Origin of the sequence: Streptomyces nymphaeiformis, from assembly GCF_014203895.1 — a bacterium.
Lineage (GTDB): Bacteria > Actinomycetota > Actinomycetes > Streptomycetales > Streptomycetaceae > Streptomyces > Streptomyces nymphaeiformis.
This window is the reverse complement of record NZ_JACHJY010000011.1, coordinates 131,821-157,278: the sequence shown is the minus strand read 5'-3', so window position 1 is coordinate 157,278 and position 25,458 is coordinate 131,821. Positions and strand designations below refer to the sequence as shown.

The window sequence follows — 25,458 nt, the reverse complement described above, 5'->3', positions numbered from 1 at the left end:
AGGACGACACCGTACCCCCAGCGTCGCTCCCTCAGCCGAGGAGGACCACTTCCAGCTCGGCGCCCGGCTCCACGCTCTCCGTCTCCTCCGGGACCACGAGCAGGCAGTCCGCGTGCGCGAGGGCCGCGATCAGGTGGGAGCCGGCACCGCCCACGGGTGTGACGGTGCCCGCCTCCGGGTCGTACGTGCCGCGCAGGAACTGGCGGCGGCCGGCCGGCGACGACAGGGCCTTCCCCGCGTCGAGCACCGCCCGCACCCGGGGCCGCTGCAGGTCCTCGACGCCCATCAGCGCGCGGATCGCGGGCCGCACGAACAGCTCGAAGGAGACGTACGACGAGACCGGGTTGCCCGGCAGGGCGAGCAGCGGGATCTGCTCGGCGCCGACCGCGCCGAAGCCCTGCGGCTTGCCCGGCTGCATGGCCAGCTTGCGGAAGTCGACCTGGCCGTCGGCGGTCAGCGCCTCCTTCACCACGTCGTACGCGCCGACGCTCACCCCGCCGGTGGTCACGATCAGGTCGGCCCGGATGAGCTGGTCCTCGATGGTGGCGCGCAGGGACTCGGCGTCGTCGGCGACGGCCCCCACCCGGTACGCCAGGGCGCCGGCGTCCCGCGCGGCGGCGGCGAGCGCGAAGCTGTTGGAGTCGTGGATCTGGCCCTCGCCGAGCGGCTCTCCGGGCTGGACCAGCTCGCTGCCGGTGGACAGGACGACCACGCGGGGGCGGGGGCGGACCTTCACGGTGCCCCGGCCGATCGCGGCGAGCAGGCCGATCTGCGGCGGCCCGAGGACCGTGCCCGCCGCGAGGGCGAGCTCCCCGGCCCGTACGTCGCTGCCCGCCCTGCGGACGTGGGCGCCGGCCTCGGCGGACCGGTGGACCCGGACCTCGCCGGCCGCGCCCTCGGGGGCGGTGCTCGCGGCGGTCATGCCGGTGGCCGCGCCCCCGCCCGTACCGCCGTCGGTCCACTCGACGGGGACGACGGCCTCGGCGCCGGGCGGCAGGGGGGCGCCGGTCATGATCCGGGCGGCCTGGCCGGGGCCGACCTCGGGCAGGCCGCCGGCGCCCGCGGCGACGTCGCCGATGACGGTGAGGACGGCGGGGAACTCCTCGGTGGCGCCGGTGACATCGGCGACCCGGACCGCGTACCCGTCCATGGAGCTGTTGTCGAAGGGGGGCAGCGCGACCGGCACCGTCACGTCCTCGACGAGGACGCAGCCCTGGGCGTCGAGGAGTTGCAGCTCGATCGGTTCGAGCGGGGAGACCGTCGCGAGGATGTCGGCGAGGTGCTCGTCCACCGACCACAGGCCGCGGGCCGGGCCCGCGCAGGGGTCCGGCGCGCCTGCCGCGTGGTCGTGCTCGTGATCGTGTGCCGCGCTGCTGCTCAAGGTGCTACATCTCCTCGCTGACGTATCTCCGGAGCCAGGCCCGGAAGTCCGGTCCCAGATCTTCACGTTCGCACGCGAGTCTGACAATGGCACGCAGATAGTCCCCGCGGTCACCGGTGTCATAGCGGCGGCCCTTGAACACGACACCGTGCACCGGGCCGCCGATCTTCTCGTCCGAGGCGAGTTTCTGCAGGGCGTCGGTCAGCTGGATCTCGCCGCCGCGGCCCGGCTCGGTCTCCCGCAGCGTGTCGAAAACGGCCGGATCCAGCACATAACGGCCGATGATCGCGTAATTGCTCGGCGCCTCGCCCGGGTCCGGCTTCTCGATCAGATCCGTCACCTTCACCACGTCCGAGTCGGCGGTGGGCTCGACCGCCGCGCAGCCGTAGAGGTGGATCTGCGAGGGCTCGACCTCCATGAGGGCGATGACGCTGCCGCCCTCCCGCTCCTGGACCTCCACCATCCGCGAGAGCAGCGGGTCGCGCGGGTCGATCAGGTCGTCGCCGAGGAGGACCGCGAAGGGCTGGTCGCCGACGTGCGGGGCGGCGCAGAGCACGGCGTGCCCGAGGCCGCGCGGGGCGCCCTGGCGGACGTAGTGCATGGTGGCCAGGTCGCTGGACTCCTGGACCTTGGAGAGGCGTGCCGCGTCGCCCTTCCGGCTCAGAGCTTCCTCCAGCTCGTAGTTCCGGTCGAAGTGGTCCTCCAGGGGACGCTTGTTCCGGCCGGTGATCATCAGAACGTCCGAAAGCCCGGCCGCGGCGGCCTCCTCGACGACGTACTGGATCGCCGGCTTGTCGACGACCGGCAGCATCTCCTTCGGCGTCGCCTTGGTCGCCGGGAGGAAGCGGGTACCGAGACCGGCGGCGGGGATGACAGCCTTGCTGATCCGACCGAGCCTGGGGAGCGACTGATTCATGCCGTGCACCTTAGTCGTTCGGAATGAGAAGAAGATGTGGCTTCGGTTAACTTCCTTCACATAAAGACAGTTACGAGAATTTCCTTTCTGCACACGAGGCCGTCATGACACCCGAGATGTCCGAAAAGACCATGCTGCGCAGCCGACTTCTGGCCGCCCGCGCCGCACTGCCCCCCGAATCCCTCGTGGAATCCGCCGAATCCCTCGCCCGGCAGGGCATGGAGCTCTCCGAACTCGCCGAGGCCGCCACCGTCGCCGCCTATGTGTCGGTGGGCCGCGAACCGGGCACGCGCGCGCTGCTCGACGCCCTCCACGCGCGCGGGGTGCGGGTCCTGCTCCCCGTCCTGCTCCCCGACAACGACCTGGACTGGGCGGCGTACGAGGGACCGGAGGCGCTGGCGAAGGCCGGCCGCGGCCTCCTGGAGCCCACCGGGCCCCGGCTCGGCCCCGAGGCCGTGTGCGCCGCCGACACCGTGCTGCTGCCCGGCCTCGCCGTCGACGGACGCGGGATGCGGCTCGGCCGGGGCGGCGGCTCGTACGACCGGGTCCTCGCCCGGCTCGCACGCGCGGGCGTGGATCCGGCCCTGGTGGTGCTCCTCTACGCGGACGAGGTGGTCGCCCGGGTCCCGGAGGAACCGCACGACCACCCCGTGCACGCGGTGGTGACCCCGCGGGGAGTCACCCGCTTCTCGGGCGCCGAGGCGTGAGAAGCGGCTTCCCAGGCCTTACGGCTTGAGGACCAGCGTGTCCTTCACGGCCGCCTCGACCGCCGCCTTGCTGTAGACCCAGTCGTACAGCTCGCCCTTCGCCCAGGTGTCCGTCTGGTCGGTGTAGTTCGAGTGGAAGGCGTGGCCGGAGGCGCCGGTCAGGTTGACCCACCGGGACTTGTCCCAGTCGCCGACGTTGACGACCATCCGCATCGACGGCACCCAGATGACGTCGTAGCCGCCGGCCGCGTTCCAGCCGGTGGCGTCGACGGCCGCCTCGCCGCCGCCCAGGTTCCACGGGCCGCGGTTGAGGAGCTTCTGCACGACGCCGGGGCCGGCGGTGCCGAGGGTCTGGTTCTTCAGGGTCAGCTGGTGCAGCCGGCCCCAGCTCCAGGTGGAGACGTCCTTGCCGAGCTTGGCGGTCAGCTCCCAGCGGGCGTCCTTCATGGCCTGGGCGAGCAGCTGGTCACGGGTCTCGGTGGGAGCGTCGAGCCGGTTGCCCGGGGTGACCCACCACTCGCTCTTCTCCTGCTTGAGCAGCGGGCGGACCACCTCGTACCAGCGGTCGCCGCCGTCCGGCTGCGCCGAGTCGGGGTCGCGCTCGCCGCACTCGCGGACGAGCTTGTTCTGCTCGTCGACCGGTCCGGTGGCCTCGGCCGGGCGGACGTTGATGCAGTCGCCCTCGGCGCGCAGCTCCTTGGGCAGCTTGTTGCCGAAGGCGAGCTTGAGGACGTTGCGCCAGACCGCGTTGAAGTAGGCGGCGGCGGCCGAGTCGGGCTCCTGGGTGTAGTCCCAGCCCTCCAGGAGCTTCTGCGCCTCGCGGACGGACGGGTCGGAGATGTCGATCTTCAGCAGGAGCGGGTTGAGCAGCGTCGCGATCTCGCTGCGGTTGTCCGTCTGCATGGTCCGCATGTCGTCCGGCGAGATCTTGCCGCCGTCCTTGGTCTTCGACTCGATGAGGTCGTTGATCCGCTGGCTGCGCGAGCCGTAGCCCCAGTCCTTGGTGAGCAGGTCGGGGTAGGTCTTCTCGTCGATGACGGCCTGGTTGGCGGTGACGATGTAGCCGCGCTTCGGGTTCTCCTCGTACGGCAGCTTCTCGAAGGGGATGTAGCCCTTCCACTTGTACGAGGAGTCCCAGCCGGGCGCGGGCAGGGTGCCGTCGCCCTTGGTGCGCTGCGGGATCTTGCCCGGGGACTGGTAGCCGATGTTGCCCTCGGTGTCGGCGTAGATCAGGTTCTGGGAGGGGACCTCGAAGTTCTTCGCGGCAGCCCGGAAGGTGGTGAAGTCCTTGGCGCGGTCGAGCGCGAAGATCGCGTCCATCGACTTGCCCGGCTGGAGGGCGGTCCACTGGAGGGAGACGCCGTAGCCGGTGCCGCGGTCGGGGGCGGCGTTGCCGACGGGGGCCTTCTGGCCGACGGTCTCCAGCTCGGAGGAGCGGTCGGAGACGAGCGGGCCGTGCCCGGTGGAGCGGACGGTGATCTTGCGGTCCTCGCCGCCGGCGACCTTGATGGTCTCCTCGCGGCTCGTGAACGGCTTGACCTTGCCGTCGACGAGGTAGCCGTCGGGGCCGATCTTCTCCAGGTAGAGGTCGGTCACGTCGGCGCCGAGGTTGGTGAGACCCCAGGCGATCTTGTCGTTGTGGCCGATGATCACGCCGGGCATGCCGGAGAAGGTGTAGCCGGCGACGTCGTAGCGGCAGGTCGCCGAGACCGAGCGGCAGTGCAGGCCCATCTGGTACCAGAGGGACGGCAGCTGGGGCGCGAGGTGCGGGTCGTTGGCGAGCAGCGGCTTGCCGGAGGTGGTGAGCCGGCCGGAGACGACCCAGGAGTTCGAGCCGATGCCGTTGCCGTTCGGGCCGAGCAGCGCGGGGACGGTGTCGAGGACCTCGGAGAGCGCGCCGAGCTGGGAGGAGACGCCGCCGGAACCGCCCGGGCCGGTGCCCGCGGTGTCGCCGGTGGTCGTCCCGTCGCCCTCGCTCGCGTCGGCCTTCGGGTCGAACGCGCCGGTGGACCCGTCGACCGCGCCCTTGTCGACGATCGGCTGGTGGAGCGCGTACGGGTACTCCGGGTACAGCTGCTTGATCTGCTTCGCGCTCAGCCGGCTCGTCATCAGCGAGCGGTCGATCTCGTCCTGCATGTTGCCGCGCAGGTCCCAGGCCATCGCCTTGAGCCAGGCCACCGAGTCGACCGGGGTCCACGGCTCGATCGTGTAGTCGTCGGTGAGGGCGAGCGCCGCGTACTCGACGGAGACGTCCTTCGGGGCGCGGTCCTTCAGGTAGGCGTTGACGCCCTCCGCGTACGCCTGGAGGTACTTCTTCGTCTCCGGCGACAGGACCTTGTCGTACTCCTCCTGCGCCACCCGGCGCCAGCCGAGGGTGCGCAGGAAGGCGTCGGTGTCGACCTGGCTCTCGCCGAACATCTCGGAGAGCCGGCCGGCGGTCACGTGGCGGCGGACGTCCATCTCGTAGAACCGGTCCTGCGCCTGGACGTAGCCCTGGGCGCGGAAGAGGTCCGCCTCGTCGTCGGCGTAGATCTGCGGGATGCCGTTGGCGTCCCGCTTCACCTCGACGTCCGCGGAGAGCTGGTCGAGACGGATCTCGCCGGTCGTCTGCGGGAACGAGGCCCGGACGGTGCTGACACCCCAGTAGCCGCCGAAGCCGATGCCCGCGACCAAGGCGAGGACCAGGACGAGGAGGAGAAGGCGGGCACGCCGCCCTTTCTTCTTGGCGGTCTTCTTGCCGGGGGGCGCGGTCGTGTTGGAGGGCATCGCTGTCCTTCGAGGGGCAGGGTGATCCTGGGGTACGGGAGCAACCTTAGGCGCAGCGTCCGGACGGCCCGGACTCGGTGTCAGGAAGAGAACCGTACTGGTGAGCGACGAGACGCAAAGAGAGCGTCAAGAAAACGTTAAAGATTAGGTAAGGTAACGAAGTACCGGCCGCTGGAGGAACGATCCAGCCGCACGTGAGGGGAAGGAACGGCCACTGACTGTCCACCAGCTCAACGAACTCCTGCTCGTCAGCTCACTCGTCCTGCTCGTGGCGGTGGCGGCCGTGCGGATCTCCTCCCGGAGCGGGCTCCCCAGCCTGCTGCTCTACCTGGGCATCGGCATCGCCATCGGACAGGACGGCATCGGCAACGTCGCCTTCGACAACGCGGAACTCACGCAGGTCATCGGCTACGCGGCCCTCGTCGTGATCCTCGCCGAGGGCGGCCTCGGCACGAAGTGGAAGGAGATCAAGCCGGCGCTCCCCGCCGCGATCGTCCTCTCCACCGTCGGCGTCGCCGTCAGCGTCGGCATCACCGCCGCCGGCGCCCACTACCTCGTCGGCCTCGACTGGCGCCAGGCACTGATCATCGGCGCCGTCGTCTCCTCCACCGACGCCGCCGCCGTCTTCTCCGTCCTGCGCAAGGTGCCCCTCCCCTCGCGCGTCACCGGCGTCCTGGAGGCCGAGTCCGGCTTCAACGACGCCCCCGTCGTCATCCTCGTCGTCGCCTTCTCCACCGCGGGACCCGTCGAGCACTGGTGGGTCCTCGTCGCCGAGATAGCCCTCGAACTCGCCATCGGCGTCGCCGTCGGCCTCGTCGTCGGCCTCGTCGGCGCCTACGGGCTGCGGCACGTCGCCCTGCCCGCCTCCGGCCTGTACCCGATCGCCGTCATGGCCATCGCCGTCGTCGCGTACGCCGCCGGAGCCATGGCCCACGGCTCCGGCTTCCTCGCCGTCTACCTGGCCTCGATGGTCCTCGGCAACGCCAAGCTGCCCCACGCGCCCGCGAACCGCGGCTTCGCCGAGGGACTCGGCTGGATCGCGCAGATCGGCATGTTCGTCCTGCTCGGCCTGCTCGTCACCCCGCACGAGCTCGTCCACGACTTCTGGCCCGCCGTCGTCATCGGCCTCGTCCTGACGGTGGTCGCGCGGCCCATGGAGGTCCTGATCAGCCTCGTGCCCTTCCGGATCCCCTGGCAGGAGCAGGCCCTGATGTCCTGGGCCGGCCTGCGCGGAGCCGTCCCCATCATCCTCGCCACCATCCCCATGGTGTCGGGGATCGAAGGCAGCGAGCGGATCTTCAACATCGTCTTCGTCCTCGTCGTCGTCTACACCCTCGTCCAGGGCCCGACGCTGCCCTGGCTCGCGAAGGCCCTCAAGCTGGGCGACTCCGCCGAGGCCGCCGACCTCGGCGTCGAGTCCGCCCCGCTGGAACGACTGCGCGGACACCTGCTCTCCGTCGCCATCCCCGAGCGCTCCCGGATGCACGGCGTCGAGGTCGCCGAGCTGCGCCTGCCCGCAGGAGCCGCGGTCACCCTCGTCGTACGGGAGGACAGCAGCTTCGTCCCCGGGCCCGCGACCGTCCTGCGGCACGGCGACGAACTCCTCGTCGTCGCCACCGACCCCGTACGGGACGCCACCGAACGACGGCTCCGGGCCGTCGGCCAGGGCGGCAAGCTCGCCGGCTGGCTCGGCACCGGGGGCGCGACGGCGGCCTCGGCGCCGACGGCCACGGGACGGTTCCACCTGCCGGGCGGCGACGCGCGGAAGCACGTACCGGGCGAGGGCCCGTGGAAGAAAACTTCCGAACAGAAGAAAACTTCCGGTTAATCGCAGGCATTAATTCAGGTACGGGAGCGTTTTCCCAGGCGGGAAGACGCTCTTCCCTGTAGCATGAAGGCACACCAGATCGAACCAACTCTGCCTGACGCAGAGCTGGCGCGACCGTATGGCGGCCGTGGCGCCCCTCCGCAGTGGGGCCGGCCCGGTATCTACCGCAGTAACGCGCATGAGGACAGCTCTCGGCGACACCCGCACCACCGTGCAGGGAGCGCGCTACCAGGCGGCAGAAAGGCAAGGACCGTGGCGTCCACGGTCATCACGGACAAGCGGCCCGGCTATGGCCGGCTGCTGCGCACCCCCGGTGCCCTGTCCTTCCTGCTCCCCGGCTTCGCCGCCCGGCAGCCCTTCGCGATGCTGACCATCGGCATCGTCCTGCTCGTGCAGCACACCACCGGATCCTTCGGCAGCGCCGGCGCGGTCGCCGCCGTCACCGGCGTCTCCATGGCGCTCTTCGCCCCCCAGAGCGGCAAGCTCGCCGACCGCTTCGGCCAGCGCGCCGTCCTGATCCCCGGCGTCCTCGTCCACACCGCGTCCGTCTCCCTGCTCGTGGCCCTCGCCCTGAGCGGCGCCCCGCTCTGGGCGCTGTTCCTGGCCGCCGTGCCCTCCGGCGCCTCGGTGCCGCAGGTCGGCCCGATGGTCCGGGCCCGCTGGGCCGCCAAGCTGGACGGCACCCCGCTGATGCCGACGGCCGCCGCCTTCGAATCCGTCACCGACGAGTTCACCTTCGTCGTCGGCCCCGTCCTCGCGACCGCCCTGTGCACCGGCATCCACCCCGCCGCCGGCCTGATCGCCGAGGCCGCCCTCACCCTCGTCGGCGGCCTGTTCTTCGCCGCACAGCGCGCCACCCAGCCCGCGTACGGCCTGACCGCCGCGACCGGCCACGGCAGCGGCGAGCCGCACCGCTCCGCCCTGTCCATCCCCGGCGTCCGCGTCCTCGTCGTCGCCTTCCTCGGCATCGGCTCCGTCTTCGGCGGCATGCAGGTCTCCCTCACCGCCTTCACCGAGGAGATCGGCAACCCCGGCGCCAACGGCCTCCTGTACGGGATCTTCGCCGCCGGCAACATGCTCGCCGGCATCGCCATGGGCGCCATCGCCTGGAAGACCGGCCCCCGCCGCCGCCTGATCCTGGGCTACGCGGGCCTCACCGTCGCCGCCTCCCTGCTGTGGACCGCGCACTCCATGCTGCTCCTCGGCGCCCTGGGCCTCGTCGTCGGCCTGTGCATCGCCCCCGCCCTGATCACCGGCTACACCATCGTCGAGACCCTCATCCCGGCCTCGGCCCGCACCGAGGCCTTCACCTGGCTCACCGGCGCCGTCGCGCTCGGCCAGGCCGCCGCCGTCACGGTCGCCGGCCGCCTCGCCGACGCCCACGGCGCGAGCACCGGATTCCTGGTGCCGATGGCGGGCACGGCCCTCGCCCTGACCACGCTGCTCGCCCTGCGGTCGCGGCTGCGACCCCGCGAGGCGAGCCGGGTCGCGGCACGTGGTATCGGTCACCGCGTGCCCGTGGCGGTGGACTGAGCCCCGGGAATACGTCACTATGGATCGTCGTTAGCACTCGATGAGTGTGAGTGCCAGGAGGAAGTCAAGTGCCGACCTACCAGTACCAGTGCACCGAGTGCGGCGAAGGCCTCGAGGCGGTGCAGAAGTTCACCGATGACGCCCTGACCGAGTGCCCCAGCTGCCACGGACGCCTCAAGAAGGTGTTCTCGGCCGTCGGCATCGTCTTCAAGGGCTCCGGCTTCTACCGGAACGACAGCCGCGGCTCGTCGTCCAGCAGCTCGCCGGCCTCGTCGAAGTCCTCGACCACGTCGTCGTCGTCTTCCTCGTCCTCTTCGGACGCGAAGCCGGCCGCGTCGACCGCTTCCTCCTCCTCGACGTCCTCGTCGAGCACCGGAAGCTCGGCCGCCTGACCGTACTTCCCCGAGGGCCCCGTCGCCGTGTGCGACGGGGCCCTCGGTGTCTCCCGTACGACCCGCGCCTCCGCGGGTCCTGCGTAGGGTGACCGGCATGGCCAACCATGACGTGTACGCGGACATCGGCGTGATCGGCGGCTCCGGGTTCTACTCGTTCCTGGAGGACGTCACCGAGGTGTCCGTCGACACCCCGTACGGCAGCCCCAGCGACTCCCTGTTCCTCGGCGAGATCGCCGGCCGGCGGGTCGCCTTCCTCCCCCGGCACGGCCGCGGGCACACCGTCCCGCCGCACCGGATCAACTACCGCGCCAACCTCTGGGCACTGCGCTCCGTGGGCGTACGGCAGGTCCTCGGGCCCTGCGCCGTCGGCGGACTGCGCGAGGAGTACGGCCCCGGCACCCTCGTCGTGCCCGACCAGCTCGTCGACCGCACGAAGAGCCGGGCGCAGACCTACTTCGACGGGGAACGGCGGGCCGACGGGGCCGTGCCCAACGTCGTCCACGTGACCTTCGCCGACCCCTACTGCCCGGACGGGCGGCGGATCGCGGTCAAGGCCGCCCGGGGACGGGACTGGGAGCCGGTGGACGGCGGCACGATGGTCGTCGTCGAGGGCCCCCGCTTCTCCACCCGCGCCGAGTCGCGCTGGCACGCCGCCGCCGGCTGGTCCGTCGTCGGCATGACCGGGCACCCCGAGGCCGTCCTCGCCCGCGAACTGGGCCTCTGCTACACCTCGCTCGCCCTCGTCACCGACCTGGACGCGGGCGCCGAGACCGGCGACGGCGTCTCGCACACCGAGGTCCTGCGGGTCTTCGGCGAGAACGTGGGACGGCTGCGGGAGGTGCTCTTCGACGCGGTGGGGGCGCTGCCGGCGACGGTGGACCGGGACTGCCTGTGCACACGGGCGCACGAGGGCTGGGACCTGGGGATCGAGCTGCCGTGAATCACCCGTGAGAGCGGGGAAGTTGTCCACAGGCACGGGGTGATCCTCAGGCCGGAGCGGGACGGCGACGGAGTCGGGAGAGTGGGGGCACATCCCGTTCCCGACAGGACAGGCGGCACTCCCATGACCATGACGACCTCCTCCTCCGTCCCTCCCCCCTGCACGGTCCCGGCGTTCGAGCCGCTACGGGTCGGGGGCGCCCGGCACCGGCTGCGGCGGGCGCTCCGGCGCGGGCGGCTCGTCCCGGCGCTGCTCCTGGCCCTGACGGCGGGTGCGCTCGCCGTCGCGAACACGGGCGTCGCTCCGGCCGCACCGCCACGGCCGGCGCCCGCCCGCGCGCGGCCGCCCGCCCCCGCACCCCTGGTGTCCGCGCCGGTCCGGATCGCCGACGCCGCGACCGTACGACTCCTGCGGCCCGGCGACCGGGTCGACGTCATCGCCGCGCCCGACTCGCCCCCGGGCGGCGGGAGCGAGGCGCGGGTGGTCGCCGCGGGCGCCCGAGTGGCTGACGTGCCACGGCAGGACGAGACCCGGGCGGACGGAGGGGCGCTCGTCGTCCTGTCCGTGCCGCGGTCGACGGCGGCGGTGCTGGCAGGTGCCGGTGTCACGTCCCGACTGGCGGTGACGGTGTGCTGATTCGCACTGACTCGCTGTCAAGTCACCGTCCCGTGTGTACGGATTGGACGCCCTTGCGTCGTTCACGGCCTAATGGCTCCGCACACAGCGGTACACGGGATTTCACAGGCGACGAAAGGCACCTCGGTGGCCGAGAAGAAGGAAAGTTTGCTGGGAGGCTTCAAGGCCTTCCTGATGCGGGGCAACGTGATCGACCTGGCGGTGGCGGTCGTCATCGGTGCCGCCTTCACGAACATCGTGAACTCGGTGGTCAAGGGGATCATCAACCCGATCGTCGGCGCCTTCGGCACCAAGGACCTGGAGAGCTACGCGTCCTGCCTCAGGGGCGCGTGCGTGGTGGTCAACGGGGAGATGCAGGGCATCCAGATCCAGTGGGGTCTGGTCCTCAGCGCGGTGCTGAGCTTCCTGATCACCGCGGCCGTCGTCTACTTCCTCATGGTGCTGCCGATGGCGAAGATCCTCGCCAAGCGCGCCGCGCACGAGAAGGCGAAGGAGGGCGTCGAGGAGGTCCTGGAGGTCAGCGAGCTGGAGGTCCTCAAGGAGATCCGCGACCACCTGGTCGCCCAGCGCGGCCCGCACGTGAACAACACGACGCCGGGCTCCGCGGTCGCCGGCGGTGGGGGCGCGGGGGCGCACTCCACCTCCTGACCGGCGGGACACGCCGGTGTCAGAGGTGGTGCGGCGGCTTCTCGTCGAGGAAGCGCGCGAGGTCGGCGGCGCTGTCGCCGCCGGCCGGAGGCCGCTCGCCCCACCCGCGGTCCGTGTCGTCCGCGGATTGCTGGTCCAGCGGATCGTCGAAGACGAGTACCGGCTTCTTCGGAGTGTTCTCGGGGCTGGACTTCATGCCGGGCTGCTTCGCGTCTCGCGGTCCGTGGGCGGGGGCGGTGCTCATCTCTTCAGACTACGCCTGCCCGCCCGCCCCGTACCCCTCTGATCAGCGGTCTTTCGGGTCGATCACCCAGAGGCCCAGGACCACCAGGAACGACAGGACGAGGAAGCCCGCGCCCCACCAGGCGGTGCCGGTGTTACCGGACATCCACTCGTCCACCACGACGGTCAGCCCCCAGAGCTGGCCGATCACCACCGTGAGCGCCAGCGCCAGCCGCGCCGACAGCTTCGACGACCGCTCCGGCTCCTGCTCGGCCCCCGCACCGGGCCCGGGCCCGGTGTGCCGGATCCGCGGATCGCCGTACCCGCTGGTGGCCCGGATCTGCGGATACCGCCTGTGCACGGGCCGGTTCACATCGGTCACGCGCCCTCACTCCTCTCCGTGGCCCCGCCCTCCAGGCGCGTGCAGAGGGGGCTGCCCTCGCCACGTTGGCGGCAGTAGCCCTCCTGGAGGCTCTCGCCGGAGCGGGCGGTGCCGATGGCCCAGACGCTGCCGTCGACCTGCTCGATCAGGATGACCTTGGGCAGGCCGCGCGGGGGCGGCCCGGCGGTGACCTCGCCCGTGCGGGCGTCGAAGACGCCCTCGTGGCAGGGGCAGTACAGCTCGCCCTCGCTCCCCCGGTCCCTGCGCCACAGGACGGCGCAGGCGAGGTGGGTGCAGACGGCGGAGTAGCCGGCGAGGGTGCCGTCGTCCATGCGGACGGCGATCGCCCGGTCCTCGTCCCCCGGGTAGCGGAAGGCGAGCGACTCGCCGGGTTCGATCCGGTCGGCGATCTTCTTGATCGCGGGGAGGCCGTCGGGGTCGCCGTGCCGCTGCAGGATGCCGGACGCGACGGCGACGCCTCCGACGGCGAGGCCGCCGGAGACGGTGGCGACGATCCGCAGGTAGTCGCGGCGGGTGGTGAGGGAGTCGGCGGCGATCCGGTCGTGGAGCGCTTCCCGGGCCGCGTCGGTGCGAGCGGCGTCGGGCGCGGGCGGCTGGGGGTCGGTGACGCTCAACGTACGTCCCTTCCGTTGATCTCGACGACGGGGAGCCCGCCGGGCACCGGCCACCGGACCTTGTCGGCGGGGACGACCATCGCCACCCCGGTGGAGACGGTCGTGGTGCCGAAGGTGAAGGAGTCGGCGACCTGGACGCCGGGCCGCTCGGCGCGCAGCTCGTCGAGGGTTCCGTAGAAGAGGGCGCCGGTGGGGCAGACGGTGGCGCACATCGGGGCGAGGCCGTAGGCGGTGCGGTCGTAGCAGAGGTTGCACTTCATCTGGAGCTTCGCCTGGAGGTCGATCTTCGGTACGCCGAAGGGGCAGGCGTTGACGCAGTTGGCGCAGCCGATGCAGCGGGTGGTGTCGGCCTGCTGCACGACGCCGTCGGCGGTGACGAGGATCGCGTCGGCGGGGCAGACCTCGGCGCAGGGGGCGACGGGGTCCTCGCAGTGCATGCAGACGGTGGGGAGGGAGGCGACGGAGTGGCCCTCGTCGGGGTAGTCGAGGTGGATCATCGACTTGCCGCGGTGCGAGTCGCATTCGCGGCAGGCGGAGACGCAGGCCTGGCAGCCGATGCAGCGGCCGGGGTCGATGAAGATCGTGCGGCCCATCATGTGCGGGTCAGCTCCTCTCCGCGGTGCCGCGGCCCTGGGGGGAGGTGGGGGGCAGCGGGTCGGTGCGGGAGACCTGGGTCTCCGGGTAGGCCTGGTGTCCGGGGGCGGTGGGCGGGGCGGGGACCTCGTCGACGCGGTCGGCGGCCTCGATGCGGGCGGCGCACACCTTGTACTCCGGGATCTTGGAGCGCGGGTCGAGGGCGTCGATGGTGAGGGCGTTCGCGGCCGTGGGGACGGGCCAGTGGTAGGGCACGAAGACGGTGTCGGGGCGGATGGCCTCGGTGACGAGTGCGGGGAAGACCTCGCTGCCGCGGCGGGTGACGACGCGGACGGGGTCGCCGTTGCGGAAGCCGTGCGAGGGGTGGACCTCGACCCAGGGGCGGGGGGTCTGTTCGACGAGGGCGCCGAGGCGGCGGGTCTGGTTGCCGGAGAGGAAGTGGGCGACGGTGCGGCCGGTGGTGAGCGAGAGGGGGTACTCGTCGCTGTACGGGTCCATGGGCGGGTGCCAGGCGACGGTCTGCAGGTGGATCCTGCCGTCGGGGTGGTAGGTGCGGCCGTCCTCGAAGAGGCGGGGGGTGCCGGGGTGGTCGGTGCTCGGGCAGGGCCAGGCGATGCCGCCGGTCTCCTCCAGGCGTTCGTACGTGATGCCGTAGTAGTCGTTGACGGTTCCGGCGGAGGCGGTGCGGAGCTCCTCGAAGACGGAGCGGGAGTCGGGGAAGGCGAACTTGTCGCCGGCGCCGAGCCGTTTGGCGAGTTCGCAGAGGACCCAGGTGTCGGTGCGGACGCCGGCGGGGGGTTCCTGGGCCTTGTTGTGCTTGACGACGCGGGCCTCGGCGTTGGCCATGACGCCCTCGTCCTCGGCCCAGACGGTGACGGGGAAGACGACGTGGGCGTTGGCGGCGGTCTCGGAGAGGAAGAAGTCGAACTGGGCGTGGAATTCGAGGGTGTCGTAGCCGTCCTTGACGGTGGCGTGGTTCGGGAGGGAGACGAAGGGGTTGTTGCAGATGCCGATGAGGCCGCGGATCTCCTGGCGCTGCATCTGCCAGACCATCTCCATCATGGAGGTGCCGGCGGGTGGGAGTTCTGATTCCTCGATGCCCCAGATCTCGCAGATCTGGCGGCGGTGCTCGGGGTTGGTGATGGAGCGGCCGCCGGGGAGGAGGTCGGACTTCTGGCCGTGTTCGCGGCCGCCCTGGCCGTTGCCCTGGCCGGTGATGGTGCCGTAGCCGGCGCCGGGCCTGCCGATGTTCCCGGTGGCGACGCAGAGGTTGATGATGGTCAGGCAGTTCTCGACGCCCTGGGAGTGGTGTTCGACGCCGCGGGCGTGCCAGGCCATGGCCTTGTCGGCGCCGGCGAACATGCGGGCGACCTGGACGATCTGTTCCTCGGGGACGCCGCAGATCTCGGCGGAGCGGGCGGGCGGGTAGTCGGCGACGGTCTTCCTGACCTCGTCCCAGCCGGTGGTGTGTGCGGCGAGGTAGGCCTCGTCGGTGAGGCCTTCGGCGACGACGACGTGCAGGACGGCGTTGAAGAAGGCCGAGTCGGTGCCGGGCTTGAGGGCGACGTGGACGTCGGCGGTGCGCGCGATCGCGGTCTCGCGGGGGTCGACGACGATGAGGGTGGCGCCCCGGTCGCGGGCTCCCCACAGGTACTGGGTCATGACGGGGAAGCATTCGCCGACGTTGGAGCCGGCGATGAGGAGGCAGTCGGTGAGGAGGATGTCGGAGAAGGGGTTGCCGGCGCGGTCGATGCCGAAGGCGAGTTTGTTGGCTCCGGCGGCGGAGACCATGCAGAGGCGACCGTTGTAGTCGACGTGCCGGGACTTGAGGGCGACGCGGGCGAACTTGCCGACGAGGTAGGTCTTCTCGGAGAAGAGGCTGGCGCCGCCGAGGAGCCCGAAGGCGTCGTTGCCGTGCTGCCCCTGGACGCGGCGGATCTCGGCGACGGTGTGGTCGAGGGCCTCTTCCCAGCTGACCTCGTGGAACTCCTCGTCGCGGTTGCGGCGCATGAGGGGTGCGGTGAGCCGGTCGGGGTGGTTGACCTGCTGGTACGCGTTGATGCCCTTGGGGCAGAGCCGCATGCGGTTGATGTCGTGGTTGCGGGGTTCGACGCCGAAGACCTTGCCGTGGTGGTCGACGCGGAGGTACATGCCGCACTGGACGCCGCAGAAGCAGCAGTGGGTGGGGACGAGGGTCTCGCCGTGCTGGTCGGCGTGCCAGCGGTCGGCGGGGATGCCTCCGGCGTCGCGGAAGTTCCGGGTGCCGGGCGGGGCGAGCGAGGGGTCGAGCGGCAGCGGCCGACCGGGGGTGGTCGCGGGGTCGGTCGCGGTCACTTGAAGCCCTTCTTCACGTGGTCGAGGTAGGCGGCGCCGCGGAGGACGCGTTTGCAGCGGGGGCAGTACTCGGCCCATTCGTCGAAGCCGAGGTCGAGGTCGCGCATGGTGCCGCGCAGGTTCGCCACGTACGGGGCGGTGTCGATGGGCTCGTGGCAACGGCGGCAGACGAGGACCTCGCCCTCGCCCTCGCCCGTACGACGGGAGGTGTACTTGAAGAGCTGCATGCCGACGGCGGCGGGCCGCTGGACGATGTGGAAGAACTTCCCGAAGGGGATGTAGATGAGGGTGAAGACGACGGACACCATGTGGAGGACGGCGAGGAACTGGTAGCCGCCGCCGTGCAGGAAGATCGAGGAGAAGGTCAGCAGCAGCCCGGTGACCGAGATGACGACGAGGGCGATCAGCGGTACCAGGTCGTAGGCGAAGCGCTGGCCGGTGATGGCGCCCCGGTCCTTCATGCGGCGCCAGAGGAAGTAGGCGGCGCCGGCGATGACGAGGACGGCGGCGATGTCGAGGCCGTGGAACATGAGCCAGCCGAGGAAGCCGAGGGCGTCGAAGCCGATGATCTCGAAGCCCCAGATCCGCATCTCGTAACCGGGTCCGGAGCCGGTGGCGGAGGTGAAGGTGAACCAGCCCCAGGTGAGGGGGAAGGTGATCGCCGCGGCGAGCAGACAGCCCCAGAAGAGGAGCTGGTGGGCGGCCCAGCGGGCGTGCGAGCGGGCGCCGAGGAACTTCTGGAAGCCGAGGTAGGTGGCGATCATCCTCGGCAGGGCGGTGGGTGCCCGGCGGAAGTTCGCGGCCGAGAAGAAGGAGCGCCAGCCCTGCCGGAAGAGGCGGCGGGCGCCGGGGGCGGAGATCCAGACCGTGTAGCGGTAGGCGACGCCGAAGGCGAGGAAGACGGTGGCCACGGCGTAGGGCAGGAGGGCCGAGTCGAAGTCGCGGAGCAGACGGCTGCCGAAGACGATCGCGAGGATCAGCAGGACGGAGACGGCGGTGCCGGCGAGGACGGCGCGGCGGCGCACGGCGGCGGGGGCCTGCGGCGAGGGGCCGCCGTCCGCGGTGACGCCGGGCGCGGGGCCCGGGGCGGGGGCGGCGCCGGACGGGGGGCTCGGCTCGGCTGTCTGCGGTGGCTCGGTCACGCGGCCACGGTAAGGGCGTATACCCCGTTCAGTCCCGTTTTGGCCACTTTGAGGGTGAAGCGTGGCGGGCGTGCCAGGGGAGCGGGCCCGCCGCCCGCTCTGCTGTGCTGGGGCCATGACACAACCGTTCCTGCCCCTCACCGCCCGCTCCCGCGAGGAGTCCCACCGGGTCGCCACTCCCCTGGAGCTCTTCTTCGACCTGTGTTTCGTCGTGGCCGTCGCCCAGGCGGGCGCCGAGCTCGTGCACGCCGTCGCCGAGGGCCACGCCGGCCAGGGCATCGCCAACTACGCGATGATCTTCTTCGCGATCTGGTGGGCCTGGATGAACTTCTCCTGGTTCGCCTCGGCCTACGACAACGACGACGTCCTCTACCGGATCATCACCCTCCTCCAGATCGCCGGCGTGCTGATCCTCGCCGCCGGCGTCACCCGCGCCTTCGAGGAGCACGACTTCCTCGTCGTCTACATCGGCTACGTGGTGATGCGGCTCGCCATGGCCTCGCAGTGGCTGCGCGCCGCCCACCACGCCACCGCCCCGGCCGAACGGACGATGTGCCGCCGGTACGCGGGCGGGGTCCTCGTCGTCCAGGTCGGCTGGCTCGCGCTGCTCCTCGCGCCCGAGCCGGCCCGCCCGTGGGTGTTCCTGGTCATGGCGCTCGCCGAGATGGCGGTGCCGGTGTACGCGGAGAAGGACGCCCCCAGCAACTGGCACCCGCACCACATCGCCGAGCGGTACGGCCTGTTCACCATCATCGTGCTGGGCGAGACGGTCGCCGCGGCGACGGTCGCCGTGAAGACGGGCATCGCGGAGAACGACGCCCTCGGCGAGGTGCTGCCGATCGCCGCGGGCGGTCTGCTGCTCGTCTTCTCCGCCTGGTGGATCTACTTCGTCGTGCCCGCCCACGACCGGCTGACCTCCAGCCGCCAGGGCTTCCTGTGGGGCTACGGCCACTACGTGATCTTCGCGTCGGCCGCGGCCGTCGGGGCGGGCCTGGAGATCGCCGTCGAGCAGGCCGTGGGCAAGGCCCACCTCTCCACGCTCGCGGCCTCGGCCGCCGTGACGATCCCGTCGGCCGTGTTCCTGCTGTCGGTGTGGCTGCTGCACGCCCGCTACTTCAAGGTCGGCATCGCGCAGCAACTGGTCCTGCCGGTCGCGTCGTTCGCGATCCTGATGTGCTCGTTCGCGGGTCGCTGGGCGGTGCTCGCGGCCGGGATCGTCGCGGCGGTCACGGTCGCGGTCGGGGTGACGCTGACGGCGCGCAACCCGCGTACGCGCGCGACGGCGGAGACGGCCTGACGGGCAGCCGTCCGCCGGGCCACAATCCGCACATGATCTTCCACCTCCTCGGGCCGCTCGCGATGGCGGACGCCACCGGAGCACCGGTCCCCGCCGTCGGCGGCCCCAAGGTCCGCGCACTGCTCGCCCGGCTCCTCCTCGACGCGGGCAGGACCGTCCCGGTGGAGCGGCTCGTCGACGGGCTGTACGGGGACGAGCCCCCGGCCGGCGCGCAGGGGGCGCTCCAGGCCCAGGTGTCCCGGCTGCGCCGGACCCTCCCGCCGGGCGTGACGGTGGAGTTCTCGCCGGCCGGATACCGGCTGGCGGTCGGGGACCCGGCCGCGGACGTGGACGCCCTGCGCTTCGAGGCGCTCGCCGGGGAAGGCGCGAGGGCGGGCGGCGACCCCGCCCGCGCGGCCGGCCTGCTGCGGGAGGCGCTCGGACTCTGGCGGGGCCCGGCGCTCGCCGACGTACGGGACGCACCGTTCGCAGCGGCCCAGGCGGCCCGCCTCGAGGCGCTGCGGCTCGACGTGGTGGAGGAGTGGGCGGCCGCCGAGCTGGCCGTCGGCGGCGACCTGACCGGCCTCGTACGGGAGTTGGAGGAGTCGGTACGGGAGCAGCCGCTGCGGGAGCGGCTGCGGGGGCTGCAGATGCGGGCGCTCGGCGCGACGGGGCGGCAGGCGGAGGCGCTCGCGGTGTACGAGGAGGTACGGGCGGCCCTCGCCGAGGAACTGGGGGCGGATCCGTCACCGGAGCTGTCGGCCGTACACCTGGAGGTACTGCGGGGCGGGCCGGCGACGCGGGACCGTTCCGTCCCCCCTCTGCCGGCACCCCTGACGGACTTCGTGGGCCGCGAACGGGAACGGGAACGGCTGACGGCGCTGCTGGGCGCCGCACGGCTGGTGACCCTGGTGGGACCGGGAGGCGCGGGCAAGACCCGACTGGCGGTGGAGGTGGGGGCGGGCCTGCCGGGGGAGGTGGGGTTCGTGGACCTGGGCGCGGTGGGGGGTACGGGGCCGGGATCCGCTTCCGGTGAGGTCGGGGAGGCGTTCGCGGCGGCGCTCGGGGTGCGGGGGGCGGCGCGGCTCGAGGCGGCCCTGGCCGGGCGGCCGGCGCTGCTGGTCGTGGACAACTGCGAGCACGTCGTCGCGGAGACGGCACTCCTCGTACGGCGGCTGCTCGCCGCCTGCCCGGGGCTGCGGGTGCTGACGACGAGCCGGGAGGCGCTCGGCATCACCGGGGAGTCCCTGCTGCCGCTCGGCGCGCTGGCGCCGGAGGCGGCGGAGGAGCTGTTCGTGCGGCGGGCGGCGGCGGTCCGGCCCGGTTTCACGGGCCACGCGCGCGTGGCGGAGCTCTGCGCGGGCCTCGACGGGCTGCCGCTCGCCGTCGAGCTGGCGGCGGCCCGGCTGCGGACCCTGTCCGTGGAGGAGCTGGCGGACGGTCTCGGGGCGCGGTTCGAGCTGCTCTCGCGCGGGGACCGCACGGCGCCGGAGCGGCACCGCACGCTGCGGGCCGTGGTGGAGTGGAGCTGGTCGCTGCTCGAACCCGGCGAGCGGGAACTGGCCGCGCGGCTCTCGGTGTTCCGGGGCGGGGCGACGGCGGAGGCGGTGGCCCGGGTGTGCGGGGCGGACGCGGACGCGCTGGCGTCGCTGGTGGAGAAGTCGCTGGTGGAGGTACGGGACGACGGCCGGTACCGGATGCTGGAGACGATCCGGGCGTACGCCGCCGAGCGGCTCCCGGAGGGGGACCCGGCGGTCGCCGCGCACCACGCGTACTACCGGGACCTGGCCGTGGCGGCCGACCCCGAACTGCGCGGCCCCCGGCAGCTGGAGTGGCTGGCCCGGCTGGACGCGGAGGACGCGAACCTGCGGGCGGCGCTGCGGCGCGGGACGCCGGAGGACGGGCTGCGGCTGGTGGCGGCGCTCAGTCCGTACTGGTGGCTGCGCGGCCTCCGGGGCCGGGTGGCGGCGCCGGTCGCGGAGCTTCTGGACCGGGTGGAGCCGACGGCGGAACTCGGCGAGGAGTACGCGCTGTGCGTCCTGGCGGCGGGCCTGCGGGAGGGCGAACACCTGGACCGGGCGCGGGGGTTCCTCACCGGGCGTACGGCTCCGCTGCGGCAGCCGTACACGGCCTTCCTCTGGTCGACGTCCATCGGCCCCCTGGAGGGCCTCCGCCTGGGCGACGACGCCTGGTCGCACGCCCTGGGCCTGGTGGGCAACGCCCACCTGGCGTCCTCGGAGGCGCTGTTCCTGGAGGCCCTCACCGAATTCCGGGCGCTGGGCGAACGCTGGGGCACGGCAACGGCCCTGGAGGGCCTCGCGGCGCACTCCCCGGACCCCCTCCCCCTCCTCGCGGAGGCCCTGACCCTCTTCGAGTCCCTGGGCGTCGCCGAGGACATCGTGGACCTCCTCCACCGCCGCGCCGCGGTCCACGAGGCGGCGGGGGACCCGGAGTCGGCCTCGGCGGACCGCACCCGCGCACGGGAGACGGCACGCCGGGCGGGGCTGCCGGGCTGACGGTCCCCGACGGGCCCCCTGCCCGCGGTGTGGGCGCCGTCAGCGGGTGTCAGTCCGTCGTCAGTGGTTCGTCAGCGCGTCGCGCGAGTGTTCCTTCCGTGACCCGGGGAACCGCCCCGGGCCGCAGACCGAGGAGAACGCCATGTCGCAGCCCCGCACCGCCCTCGTCACCGGTTCCTCCCGCGGCATCGGGCGGGCCATCGCCCGTCGGCTCGCCGGCGACGGGATGGTCGTCGCCGTGCACTACGGGCAGGACGCCGCCGCCGCGCAGGAGACCGTGGACCTGATCGTCCGGGACGGCGGGCGGGCGTTCTCCGTCGGGGCCGACCTGGCCACGCCCGACGGCGTGACCGCGCTCGTCGAGGGCGTCCGGGCCGGCCTCGCCGCCCACACCGGCGAGGCGGCACTCGACGTCCTGGTCAACAACGCCGCCGCGACCGCCTCCGGCGGGCACCTCGCGGACGAGACCCCCGAGCAGTTCGACCGCGTCTTCGCGGTCAACGTCCGGGCGCCGTACTTCCTCGTGCAGGGCCTCCTGCCGGTGCTGCGGGACGGCGGCCGGATCATCAACATCGGTTCGGCCGTCACCCGCATCGCGCTCGCCGACGAACTGGCGTACGCGATGACGAAGGGCGCGATGGAGACCTTCACCCGCACCCTCGCCAACGTCGTCGGACCGCGCCGGATCACCGTCAACACGGTCGCCCCCGGGCCGACGCAGACCGGCGAGCTCACCGCCGCCCTCGCCGCGATGCCGCAGCTGGAGGGCATGCTGATCGACGGTCAGGCGCTGCCGTGGGTCGGGCAGCCGGAGGACATCGCCGACCCGGTGGCCTTCCTGGCCTCGGAGGACGGCCGCTGGATCACCGGCACGGTGATCGACGCCTCCGGCGGCACGTACCTCGGTCCGAAGCGCTGAGCCAAGACCCGTGGTAGGCAGGGGACATGACACTGCCCGAGGAGACGACGAACCGGCGGGACGCGATCACCGACGTGAGCGGGCTGCGCGTGGGCCACGCGCGCGTGGCCGGGCCCGGGGCGCTGAGCGGCACCACGGTGGTCCTCGCCCCGGAGGGCGGGGCCGTCGCCGCCGTGGACGTACGGGGCGGCGGCCCCGGCACGCGGGAGACGGACGCCCTGGACCCGCGGAACGTGGTCCAGCGGATCGACGCGGTCGTCCTGACCGGCGGCAGCGCGTACGGCCTGGATTCCGCCGCCGGGGTGATGGCCTGGCTGGCGGAGCGGAACCGCGGCGTGCGCGTGGGCCCCGACCCGTCCCACGTCGTACCGGTGGTGCCCGCCGCGTGCGTCTTCGACCTGGGCCGGGGCGGCGACTTCACCGCCCGCCCGGACGCCTCGACGGGCCGGGCCGCGGCGGAGGCGGCCGCCGCGAGCGGGGACCACGCGCGCGTGGAGACGGGCGCGGTCGGCGCGGGCACCGGGGCCGTGGCCGGCGGGCTGCGCGGCGGGGTGGGGACGGCGAGCACCGTCCTGGAGTCGGGGATCACGGTCGCCGCACTCGTCGTCGTGAACGCGGTCGGCTCGGCCGTCGACCCGACGACCGGCGTCCCCTACGGCAGCTACTTCGAGCCCGGCCGGCCCGCCTTCCCGGCTACCGAGGTCCACGAGGCGGCCCGGCGGCGCCTCGCGGAGGCGCGGAAGGCCGCCGCCCCTCCCCCGATGAACACGACGCTCGCCGTCGTCGCCACGGACGCCGCGCTGACCCGGGCCCAGGCGCAGAAGGTCGCGGGCACGGCGCACGACGGCATCGCGCGCGCGGTGCGCCCGGTGCACCTGATGAACGACGGGGACACGGTCTTCGCGCTCGCCACGGGGGCGCGGGAGCTGCCGGAGGGGCCGGGCCCGCTCGCCCTGAACGAGGTCCTGGCGGCCGGCGCGGACCTCGTGACCCGGGCGATCGTCCGCGCCCTCCTCGCCGCCCCGGGCGGCCTGCGCGGTCCGGGCGGCGACTTCCCCTCGTACCGCGAGCTGTACGGGACGGACGCGGAGGCGTACTCCCGGTAAGCCCAAGGGAGTTGAAGGAAAGGGGCGGGAACTTCCCAAGCGGGCCCTTCGTTTTCCCGAACCCCGGACCAGATGTCAGACCCAGGGACTACGTTAAGCAAGCACCAAGTGACATGCGGCGACGGCCTGGAGACCCTCTTGAACGATCCGCAGGATCCTCACGATCCGTACGAGACGACCGAGACGCACCTTGAGCGACTCCTCGGCCGGGCGCTCAACTCCTTCGACCTGCCCGACTCGATCGTCGAGCGCCTCGGCACGGCGCTCGCCCACTCCAGCGCGCTGCACTCCTCGCACCACAGCGCGTCGCTGCACCGCACGACCCACCGCCACACGTATCTGCTCGCCGACGGCAGCGCGCTCAGCCTCTGGGAGCTCGCGCACAACGCCGGCCGGGACGGCACCGAGCAGTTCGAGCTGTACGCGGAGGAGTCGGAGGCGCGACTCGCCGCCTCCCGCCTCCCGACCGGGCCGCTGCACGGCTGGACGGCGGAGCGCTCCGACGGCCGAGTCCTCGACGAGGACGACGACCTGGAGCTGCTGAGCGCGCTGCTCGCCCGCCCGATACCCGCCCAGCCCCGGATGTACGTGCCGGACAACTCCGCCGACCACGCGCGCCGCGTCCTGCGCCGCGCGGAGAACGCGGACCGGCCGGGCGAGCGGACGGCCCGCCGGCTCCGGCTGGCCTTCGCGCACCACATCACGCAGGCCTTCGGACGCCACTGCCCGGTGGAGGGCGGCCGGGACGCCGGCTTCACCCTCTACGAGCACCAGTTCCTGCTGCTCGACGGCAGCGAGGTCAGCCTCTGGGAGGTCGAGCACACGGCGACGCCGGACGGCCGGCACATGTGCGAGGTGTACGAGGACGAGCACACGGCCCGGGGAGCGATGGAGTCCCGCTCGCGGGTGCGCTGACGGCGCGCCGGCCCACGTGCGCCGGCGGCCCGCCGGGCCGGGCACGGCGAAGGGCCCTGGCCCCGGGGTGAATCCCGGGGCCAGGACCCTTCGCGTTTCCGGCTCTTCCAGCTCTTCCGGAGGCTCAGTGCGTGAGCACCGGCTCCTTGTCGACGTCGACCGTCACGGCCTCGCCCTCGGCGTCACCGCCGCCCTCCAGGTGCTGCTTCGGCTTCGCCGGCAGCGCGAACATCACCAGGAAGATCAGGGCGAGCACGCCCGCCGCCCAACCCAACGAGTTCTGGAAGGCGTTCGTGAACGCCGTCCCCACCTCGGCCGGGGCCTTCGCGAGCCGCTCGTCGTCGATCGTCCCGAAGAAGACCACCGACACCAGGCCGAGGCCGAGCGCGTTGCCCATCTGGCCCGTCGTGTTGATCAGGCCCGAGGCCGAACCGGCGTGCTCCTTCGGCACCTCCGAGAGCACCGCGTCCGTCAGCGGCGCCACGATCAGGCCCATGCCGAGGCCCATGACCACCAGCGGCGGAATCATCTGCCAGGAGTGGATCCCGGTCTCGTACCGGCCCGCGACGAAGAAGTAGAGCAGGATGCCCGCGATCATCGTCAGCGCGCCCGCCTGGAGCACCTTCCGGCCGAAGCGCGGCACCAGCTTCTGCACGGACATGCCCGCGGCCACCGACACCGAGATCGAGAACGGCACCCCGGTCAGGCCCGCCTTCAGCGGGCTCCAGCCGAGCCCGATCTGCATGTACAGCGTCCAGACCAGGAAGAAGATGCCGAGCACGACACCGAAGGTCAGCTGCACCGCGATGCCGGCCGCGAAGCTCTTCACCCTGAACAGCGACAGCTCGATCAGCGGCGAACCGTCCTTCTTCGCCTTGTGCTTCTCGTACGCCACGAGCGCGCCGAAGACGAGCAGGCTGCCGGCCATCATCAGGTGGCCCCACAGCGGCCAGTCCAGCTCACGGCCGCGCGTCAGCGGGTAGACCAGCATCAGCAGCGCGGTCGTCACCAGGAGCACGCCGACCATGTCGAGCTTGAGCGCCTTCGGCGCCTTCGACTCGGTGATGAACTTCCGGCCGAGGATCAGCGCGGCGATGCCGACCGGCAGGTTGATGAGGAAGATCGGGCGCCATTCCAGGTCCGCGATGTTCCACTGGGTGAGCAGCGCGCCGAGCAGCGGGCCCGAGACCGCGCCGAGGCCGATGATCGCGCCGAACATCCCGAAGACCTTGCCGCGCTCGTGCGCCGGGAAGGTGACGTGGATGATCGACAGGACCTGCGGCACCATCATCGCGGCCGCCGCTCCCTGGAGCAGCCGGGAGCCGACCAGCATCTCCTGGTCGGCCGCGAAGCCGCAGAGCGCCGAGGCGAGGGTGAAGCCGGCGGTGCCGAGGAGGAAGAGGCGCTTGCGGCCGTAGATGTCCCCGAGCCGCCCGCCGGTGATCAGGCCGGCGGCGAACGCGAGCGCGTACCCGGCGGTGATCCACTGGATGGCCCCGAACGAGGCGCCGAGGTCCTTCTCGATGCTGGGGATCGCGATGTTGACGATCGTGGCGTCGACCAGGTCCATGAAGGCGGCGGTCATGACGATGGCGAGAGCGATCCAGCGCCGCTTGTCGCCTGCCGTGGCCGCTTCGGTGGCGGCGTCGTGTGAACTCATACGAAGA

Annotated in this window: 21 protein-coding genes and 1 pseudogene; 12 read left to right on the top strand and 10 right to left on the bottom strand. The window is 72.4% G+C overall.

Annotated elements, in window-relative coordinates; all coding sequences use genetic code 11:
• Positions 1 to 31 precede the first annotated feature (31 nt).
• Together glp and galU are read right to left on the bottom strand one after the other, a co-directional pair.
• Positions 32 to 1,381, bottom strand: coding sequence for a molybdotransferase-like divisome protein Glp (glp, locus tag GGE06_RS33980; protein WP_376582317.1), 1,350 nt, complete (start codon positions 1,379 to 1,381; stop codon positions 32 to 34).
• A 4-nt stretch (positions 1,382 to 1,385) separates the two neighbouring features.
• Positions 1,386 to 2,297: a UTP--glucose-1-phosphate uridylyltransferase GalU gene (gene galU / locus GGE06_RS33975; protein WP_116160485.1), complete on the bottom strand. Its 912-nt coding sequence runs from the start codon at positions 2,295 to 2,297 to the stop codon at positions 1,386 to 1,388.
• A 104-nt stretch (positions 2,298 to 2,401) separates the two neighbouring features.
• Between galU and GGE06_RS33970 the strand changes: the two genes are divergently transcribed.
• The gene (locus tag GGE06_RS33970; protein WP_184932585.1) at positions 2,402 to 3,004 is read left to right on the top strand and encodes a 5-formyltetrahydrofolate cyclo-ligase; all 603 of its coding nucleotides are present in this window, start codon (positions 2,402 to 2,404) and stop codon (positions 3,002 to 3,004) included.
• Between the two features lie 18 nt (positions 3,005 to 3,022).
• Here GGE06_RS33970 and GGE06_RS33965 read toward each other — a convergent pair whose 3' ends face one another.
• Positions 3,023 to 5,770 carry a penicillin acylase family protein gene (locus GGE06_RS33965; RefSeq protein WP_184932584.1) on the bottom strand — a complete coding sequence of 916 codons (2,748 nt, stop codon included), beginning with the start codon at positions 5,768 to 5,770 and terminating at the stop codon, positions 3,023 to 3,025.
• A gap of 214 nt (positions 5,771 to 5,984) precedes the next feature.
• On the opposite strand from GGE06_RS33965, the gene GGE06_RS33960 reads away from it, so the two are divergent.
• The 6 genes from GGE06_RS33960 (at position 5,985) to mscL (ending at position 11,750) form a co-directional block, all read left to right on the top strand.
• Positions 5,985 to 7,598 carry a potassium/proton antiporter gene (locus GGE06_RS33960; protein ID WP_246532916.1) on the top strand — a complete coding sequence of 538 codons (1,614 nt, stop codon included), beginning with the start codon at positions 5,985 to 5,987 and terminating at the stop codon, positions 7,596 to 7,598.
• Positions 7,599 to 7,850: 252 nt separating this feature from the next.
• The gene (locus tag GGE06_RS33955) at positions 7,851 to 9,131 is read left to right on the top strand and encodes an MFS transporter (protein WP_184932583.1); all 1,281 of its coding nucleotides are present in this window, start codon (positions 7,851 to 7,853) and stop codon (positions 9,129 to 9,131) included.
• A 68-nt stretch (positions 9,132 to 9,199) separates the two neighbouring features.
• Complete coding sequence (locus GGE06_RS33950) at positions 9,200 to 9,523, top strand: FmdB family zinc ribbon protein (protein WP_116160481.1); 324 nt, start codon at positions 9,200 to 9,202, stop codon at positions 9,521 to 9,523.
• 97 nt (positions 9,524 to 9,620) lie between these two features.
• On the top strand, positions 9,621 to 10,466 hold the full coding sequence (locus tag GGE06_RS33945; RefSeq protein WP_116160480.1) for an S-methyl-5'-thioadenosine phosphorylase: 846 nt from the start codon (positions 9,621 to 9,623) through the stop codon (positions 10,464 to 10,466).
• 123 nt (positions 10,467 to 10,589) lie between these two features.
• The gene (locus GGE06_RS33940) at positions 10,590 to 11,102 is read left to right on the top strand and encodes a hypothetical protein (RefSeq protein ID WP_184932582.1); all 513 of its coding nucleotides are present in this window, start codon (positions 10,590 to 10,592) and stop codon (positions 11,100 to 11,102) included.
• A gap of 126 nt (positions 11,103 to 11,228) precedes the next feature.
• Positions 11,229 to 11,750, top strand: a complete 522-nt coding sequence (gene mscL / locus GGE06_RS33935; protein WP_116160478.1) for a large conductance mechanosensitive channel protein MscL — start codon at positions 11,229 to 11,231, stop codon at positions 11,748 to 11,750.
• A gap of 19 nt (positions 11,751 to 11,769) precedes the next feature.
• Here the strand turns inward: mscL and GGE06_RS33930 are convergent, their stop codons facing one another.
• The 6 genes and pseudogenes from GGE06_RS33930 to GGE06_RS33905 all read right to left on the bottom strand — a co-directional run bounded on the left by GGE06_RS33930 (position 11,770) and on the right by GGE06_RS33905 (position 17,059).
• Positions 11,770 to 11,994, bottom strand: a complete 225-nt coding sequence (locus GGE06_RS33930; protein ID WP_116160477.1) for a hypothetical protein — start codon at positions 11,992 to 11,994, stop codon at positions 11,770 to 11,772.
• Between the two features lie 42 nt (positions 11,995 to 12,036).
• Positions 12,037 to 12,345, bottom strand: a pseudogene (locus tag GGE06_RS33925) (hypothetical protein); the annotation flags it as partial.
• Between the two features lie 5 nt (positions 12,346 to 12,350).
• Positions 12,351 to 12,989, bottom strand: a complete 639-nt coding sequence (locus GGE06_RS33920; RefSeq protein WP_184932581.1) for a QcrA and Rieske domain-containing protein — start codon at positions 12,987 to 12,989, stop codon at positions 12,351 to 12,353.
• Entirely contained in the window at positions 12,986 to 13,585 is a 600-nt protein-coding gene (locus GGE06_RS33915; protein WP_116160475.1) for a 4Fe-4S dicluster domain-containing protein, read from the bottom strand. Before GGE06_RS33915 ends, GGE06_RS33920 begins: the two co-directional genes overlap by 4 nt.
• A 7-nt stretch (positions 13,586 to 13,592) precedes the next feature.
• Complete coding sequence (locus GGE06_RS33910) at positions 13,593 to 15,917, bottom strand: molybdopterin oxidoreductase family protein (RefSeq protein ID WP_116160474.1); 2,325 nt, start codon at positions 15,915 to 15,917, stop codon at positions 13,593 to 13,595.
• Positions 15,914 to 17,059, bottom strand: coding sequence for an MFS transporter (locus GGE06_RS33905; RefSeq protein WP_184932580.1), 1,146 nt, complete (start codon positions 17,057 to 17,059; stop codon positions 15,914 to 15,916). The genes GGE06_RS33910 and GGE06_RS33905 overlap by 4 nt, the downstream gene beginning before the upstream one ends.
• A 115-nt stretch (positions 17,060 to 17,174) precedes the next feature.
• Between GGE06_RS33905 and GGE06_RS33900 the strand changes: the two genes are divergently transcribed.
• The 5 genes from GGE06_RS33900 to GGE06_RS33880 all read left to right on the top strand — a co-directional run bounded on the left by GGE06_RS33900 (position 17,175) and on the right by GGE06_RS33880 (position 23,791).
• A complete protein-coding gene (locus GGE06_RS33900) occupies positions 17,175 to 18,356 on the top strand; it encodes a low temperature requirement protein A (RefSeq protein WP_116160472.1) in 1,182 nt (393 codons plus the stop codon).
• A gap of 32 nt (positions 18,357 to 18,388) precedes the next feature.
• Positions 18,389 to 20,851 carry an ATP-binding protein gene (locus tag GGE06_RS43545; RefSeq protein ID WP_184932579.1) on the top strand — a complete coding sequence of 821 codons (2,463 nt, stop codon included), beginning with the start codon at positions 18,389 to 18,391 and terminating at the stop codon, positions 20,849 to 20,851.
• 142 nt (positions 20,852 to 20,993) lie between these two features.
• On the top strand, positions 20,994 to 21,770 hold the full coding sequence (locus tag GGE06_RS33890; protein WP_184932578.1) for an SDR family oxidoreductase: 777 nt from the start codon (positions 20,994 to 20,996) through the stop codon (positions 21,768 to 21,770).
• Between the two features lie 26 nt (positions 21,771 to 21,796).
• Positions 21,797 to 22,876, top strand: coding sequence for a P1 family peptidase (locus GGE06_RS33885; RefSeq protein ID WP_116160469.1), 1,080 nt, complete (start codon positions 21,797 to 21,799; stop codon positions 22,874 to 22,876).
• A gap of 72 nt (positions 22,877 to 22,948) precedes the next feature.
• Positions 22,949 to 23,791: a DUF6227 family protein gene (locus tag GGE06_RS33880; protein ID WP_246532905.1), complete on the top strand. Its 843-nt coding sequence runs from the start codon at positions 22,949 to 22,951 to the stop codon at positions 23,789 to 23,791.
• 124 nt (positions 23,792 to 23,915) lie between these two features.
• Here GGE06_RS33880 and GGE06_RS33875 read toward each other — a convergent pair whose 3' ends face one another.
• The gene (locus GGE06_RS33875; protein WP_116160467.1) at positions 23,916 to 25,451 is read right to left on the bottom strand and encodes an MFS transporter; all 1,536 of its coding nucleotides are present in this window, start codon (positions 25,449 to 25,451) and stop codon (positions 23,916 to 23,918) included.
• Between the last annotated feature and the right edge of the window lie 7 nt (positions 25,452 to 25,458).

Bases quoted from the DNA above. Each gene is read 5' to 3' on its own strand.
- GGE06_RS33965 (WP_184932584.1), bottom strand. From the start codon at position 5,770: ATGCCCTCCAACACGACCGCGCCCCCCGGCAAGAAGACCGCCAAGAAG.
- GGE06_RS33940 (WP_184932582.1), top strand. From the start codon at position 10,590: ATGACCATGACGACCTCCTCCTCCGTCCCTCCCCCCTGCACGGTCCCG.
- GGE06_RS33900 (WP_116160472.1), top strand. From the start codon at position 17,175: ATGACACAACCGTTCCTGCCCCTCACCGCCCGCTCCCGCGAGGAGTCC.
- GGE06_RS33885 (WP_116160469.1), top strand. From the start codon at position 21,797: ATGACACTGCCCGAGGAGACGACGAACCGGCGGGACGCGATCACCGAC.
- galU (WP_116160485.1), bottom strand. From the start codon at position 2,297: ATGAATCAGTCGCTCCCCAGGCTCGGTCGGATCAGCAAGGCTGTCATC.
- GGE06_RS33945 (WP_116160480.1), top strand. From the start codon at position 9,621: ATGGCCAACCATGACGTGTACGCGGACATCGGCGTGATCGGCGGCTCC.
- GGE06_RS33890 (WP_184932578.1), top strand. From the start codon at position 20,994: ATGTCGCAGCCCCGCACCGCCCTCGTCACCGGTTCCTCCCGCGGCATC.
- GGE06_RS33970 (WP_184932585.1), top strand. From the start codon at position 2,402: ATGACACCCGAGATGTCCGAAAAGACCATGCTGCGCAGCCGACTTCTG.
- GGE06_RS33915 (WP_116160475.1), bottom strand. From the start codon at position 13,585: ATGATGGGCCGCACGATCTTCATCGACCCCGGCCGCTGCATCGGCTGC.
- GGE06_RS33930 (WP_116160477.1), bottom strand. From the start codon at position 11,994: ATGAGCACCGCCCCCGCCCACGGACCGCGAGACGCGAAGCAGCCCGGC.
- GGE06_RS33875 (WP_116160467.1), bottom strand. From the start codon at position 25,451: ATGAGTTCACACGACGCCGCCACCGAAGCGGCCACGGCAGGCGACAAG.
- GGE06_RS33880 (WP_246532905.1), top strand. From the start codon at position 22,949: ATGTCAGACCCAGGGACTACGTTAAGCAAGCACCAAGTGACATGCGGC.
- GGE06_RS43545 (WP_184932579.1), top strand. From the start codon at position 18,389: ATGATCTTCCACCTCCTCGGGCCGCTCGCGATGGCGGACGCCACCGGA.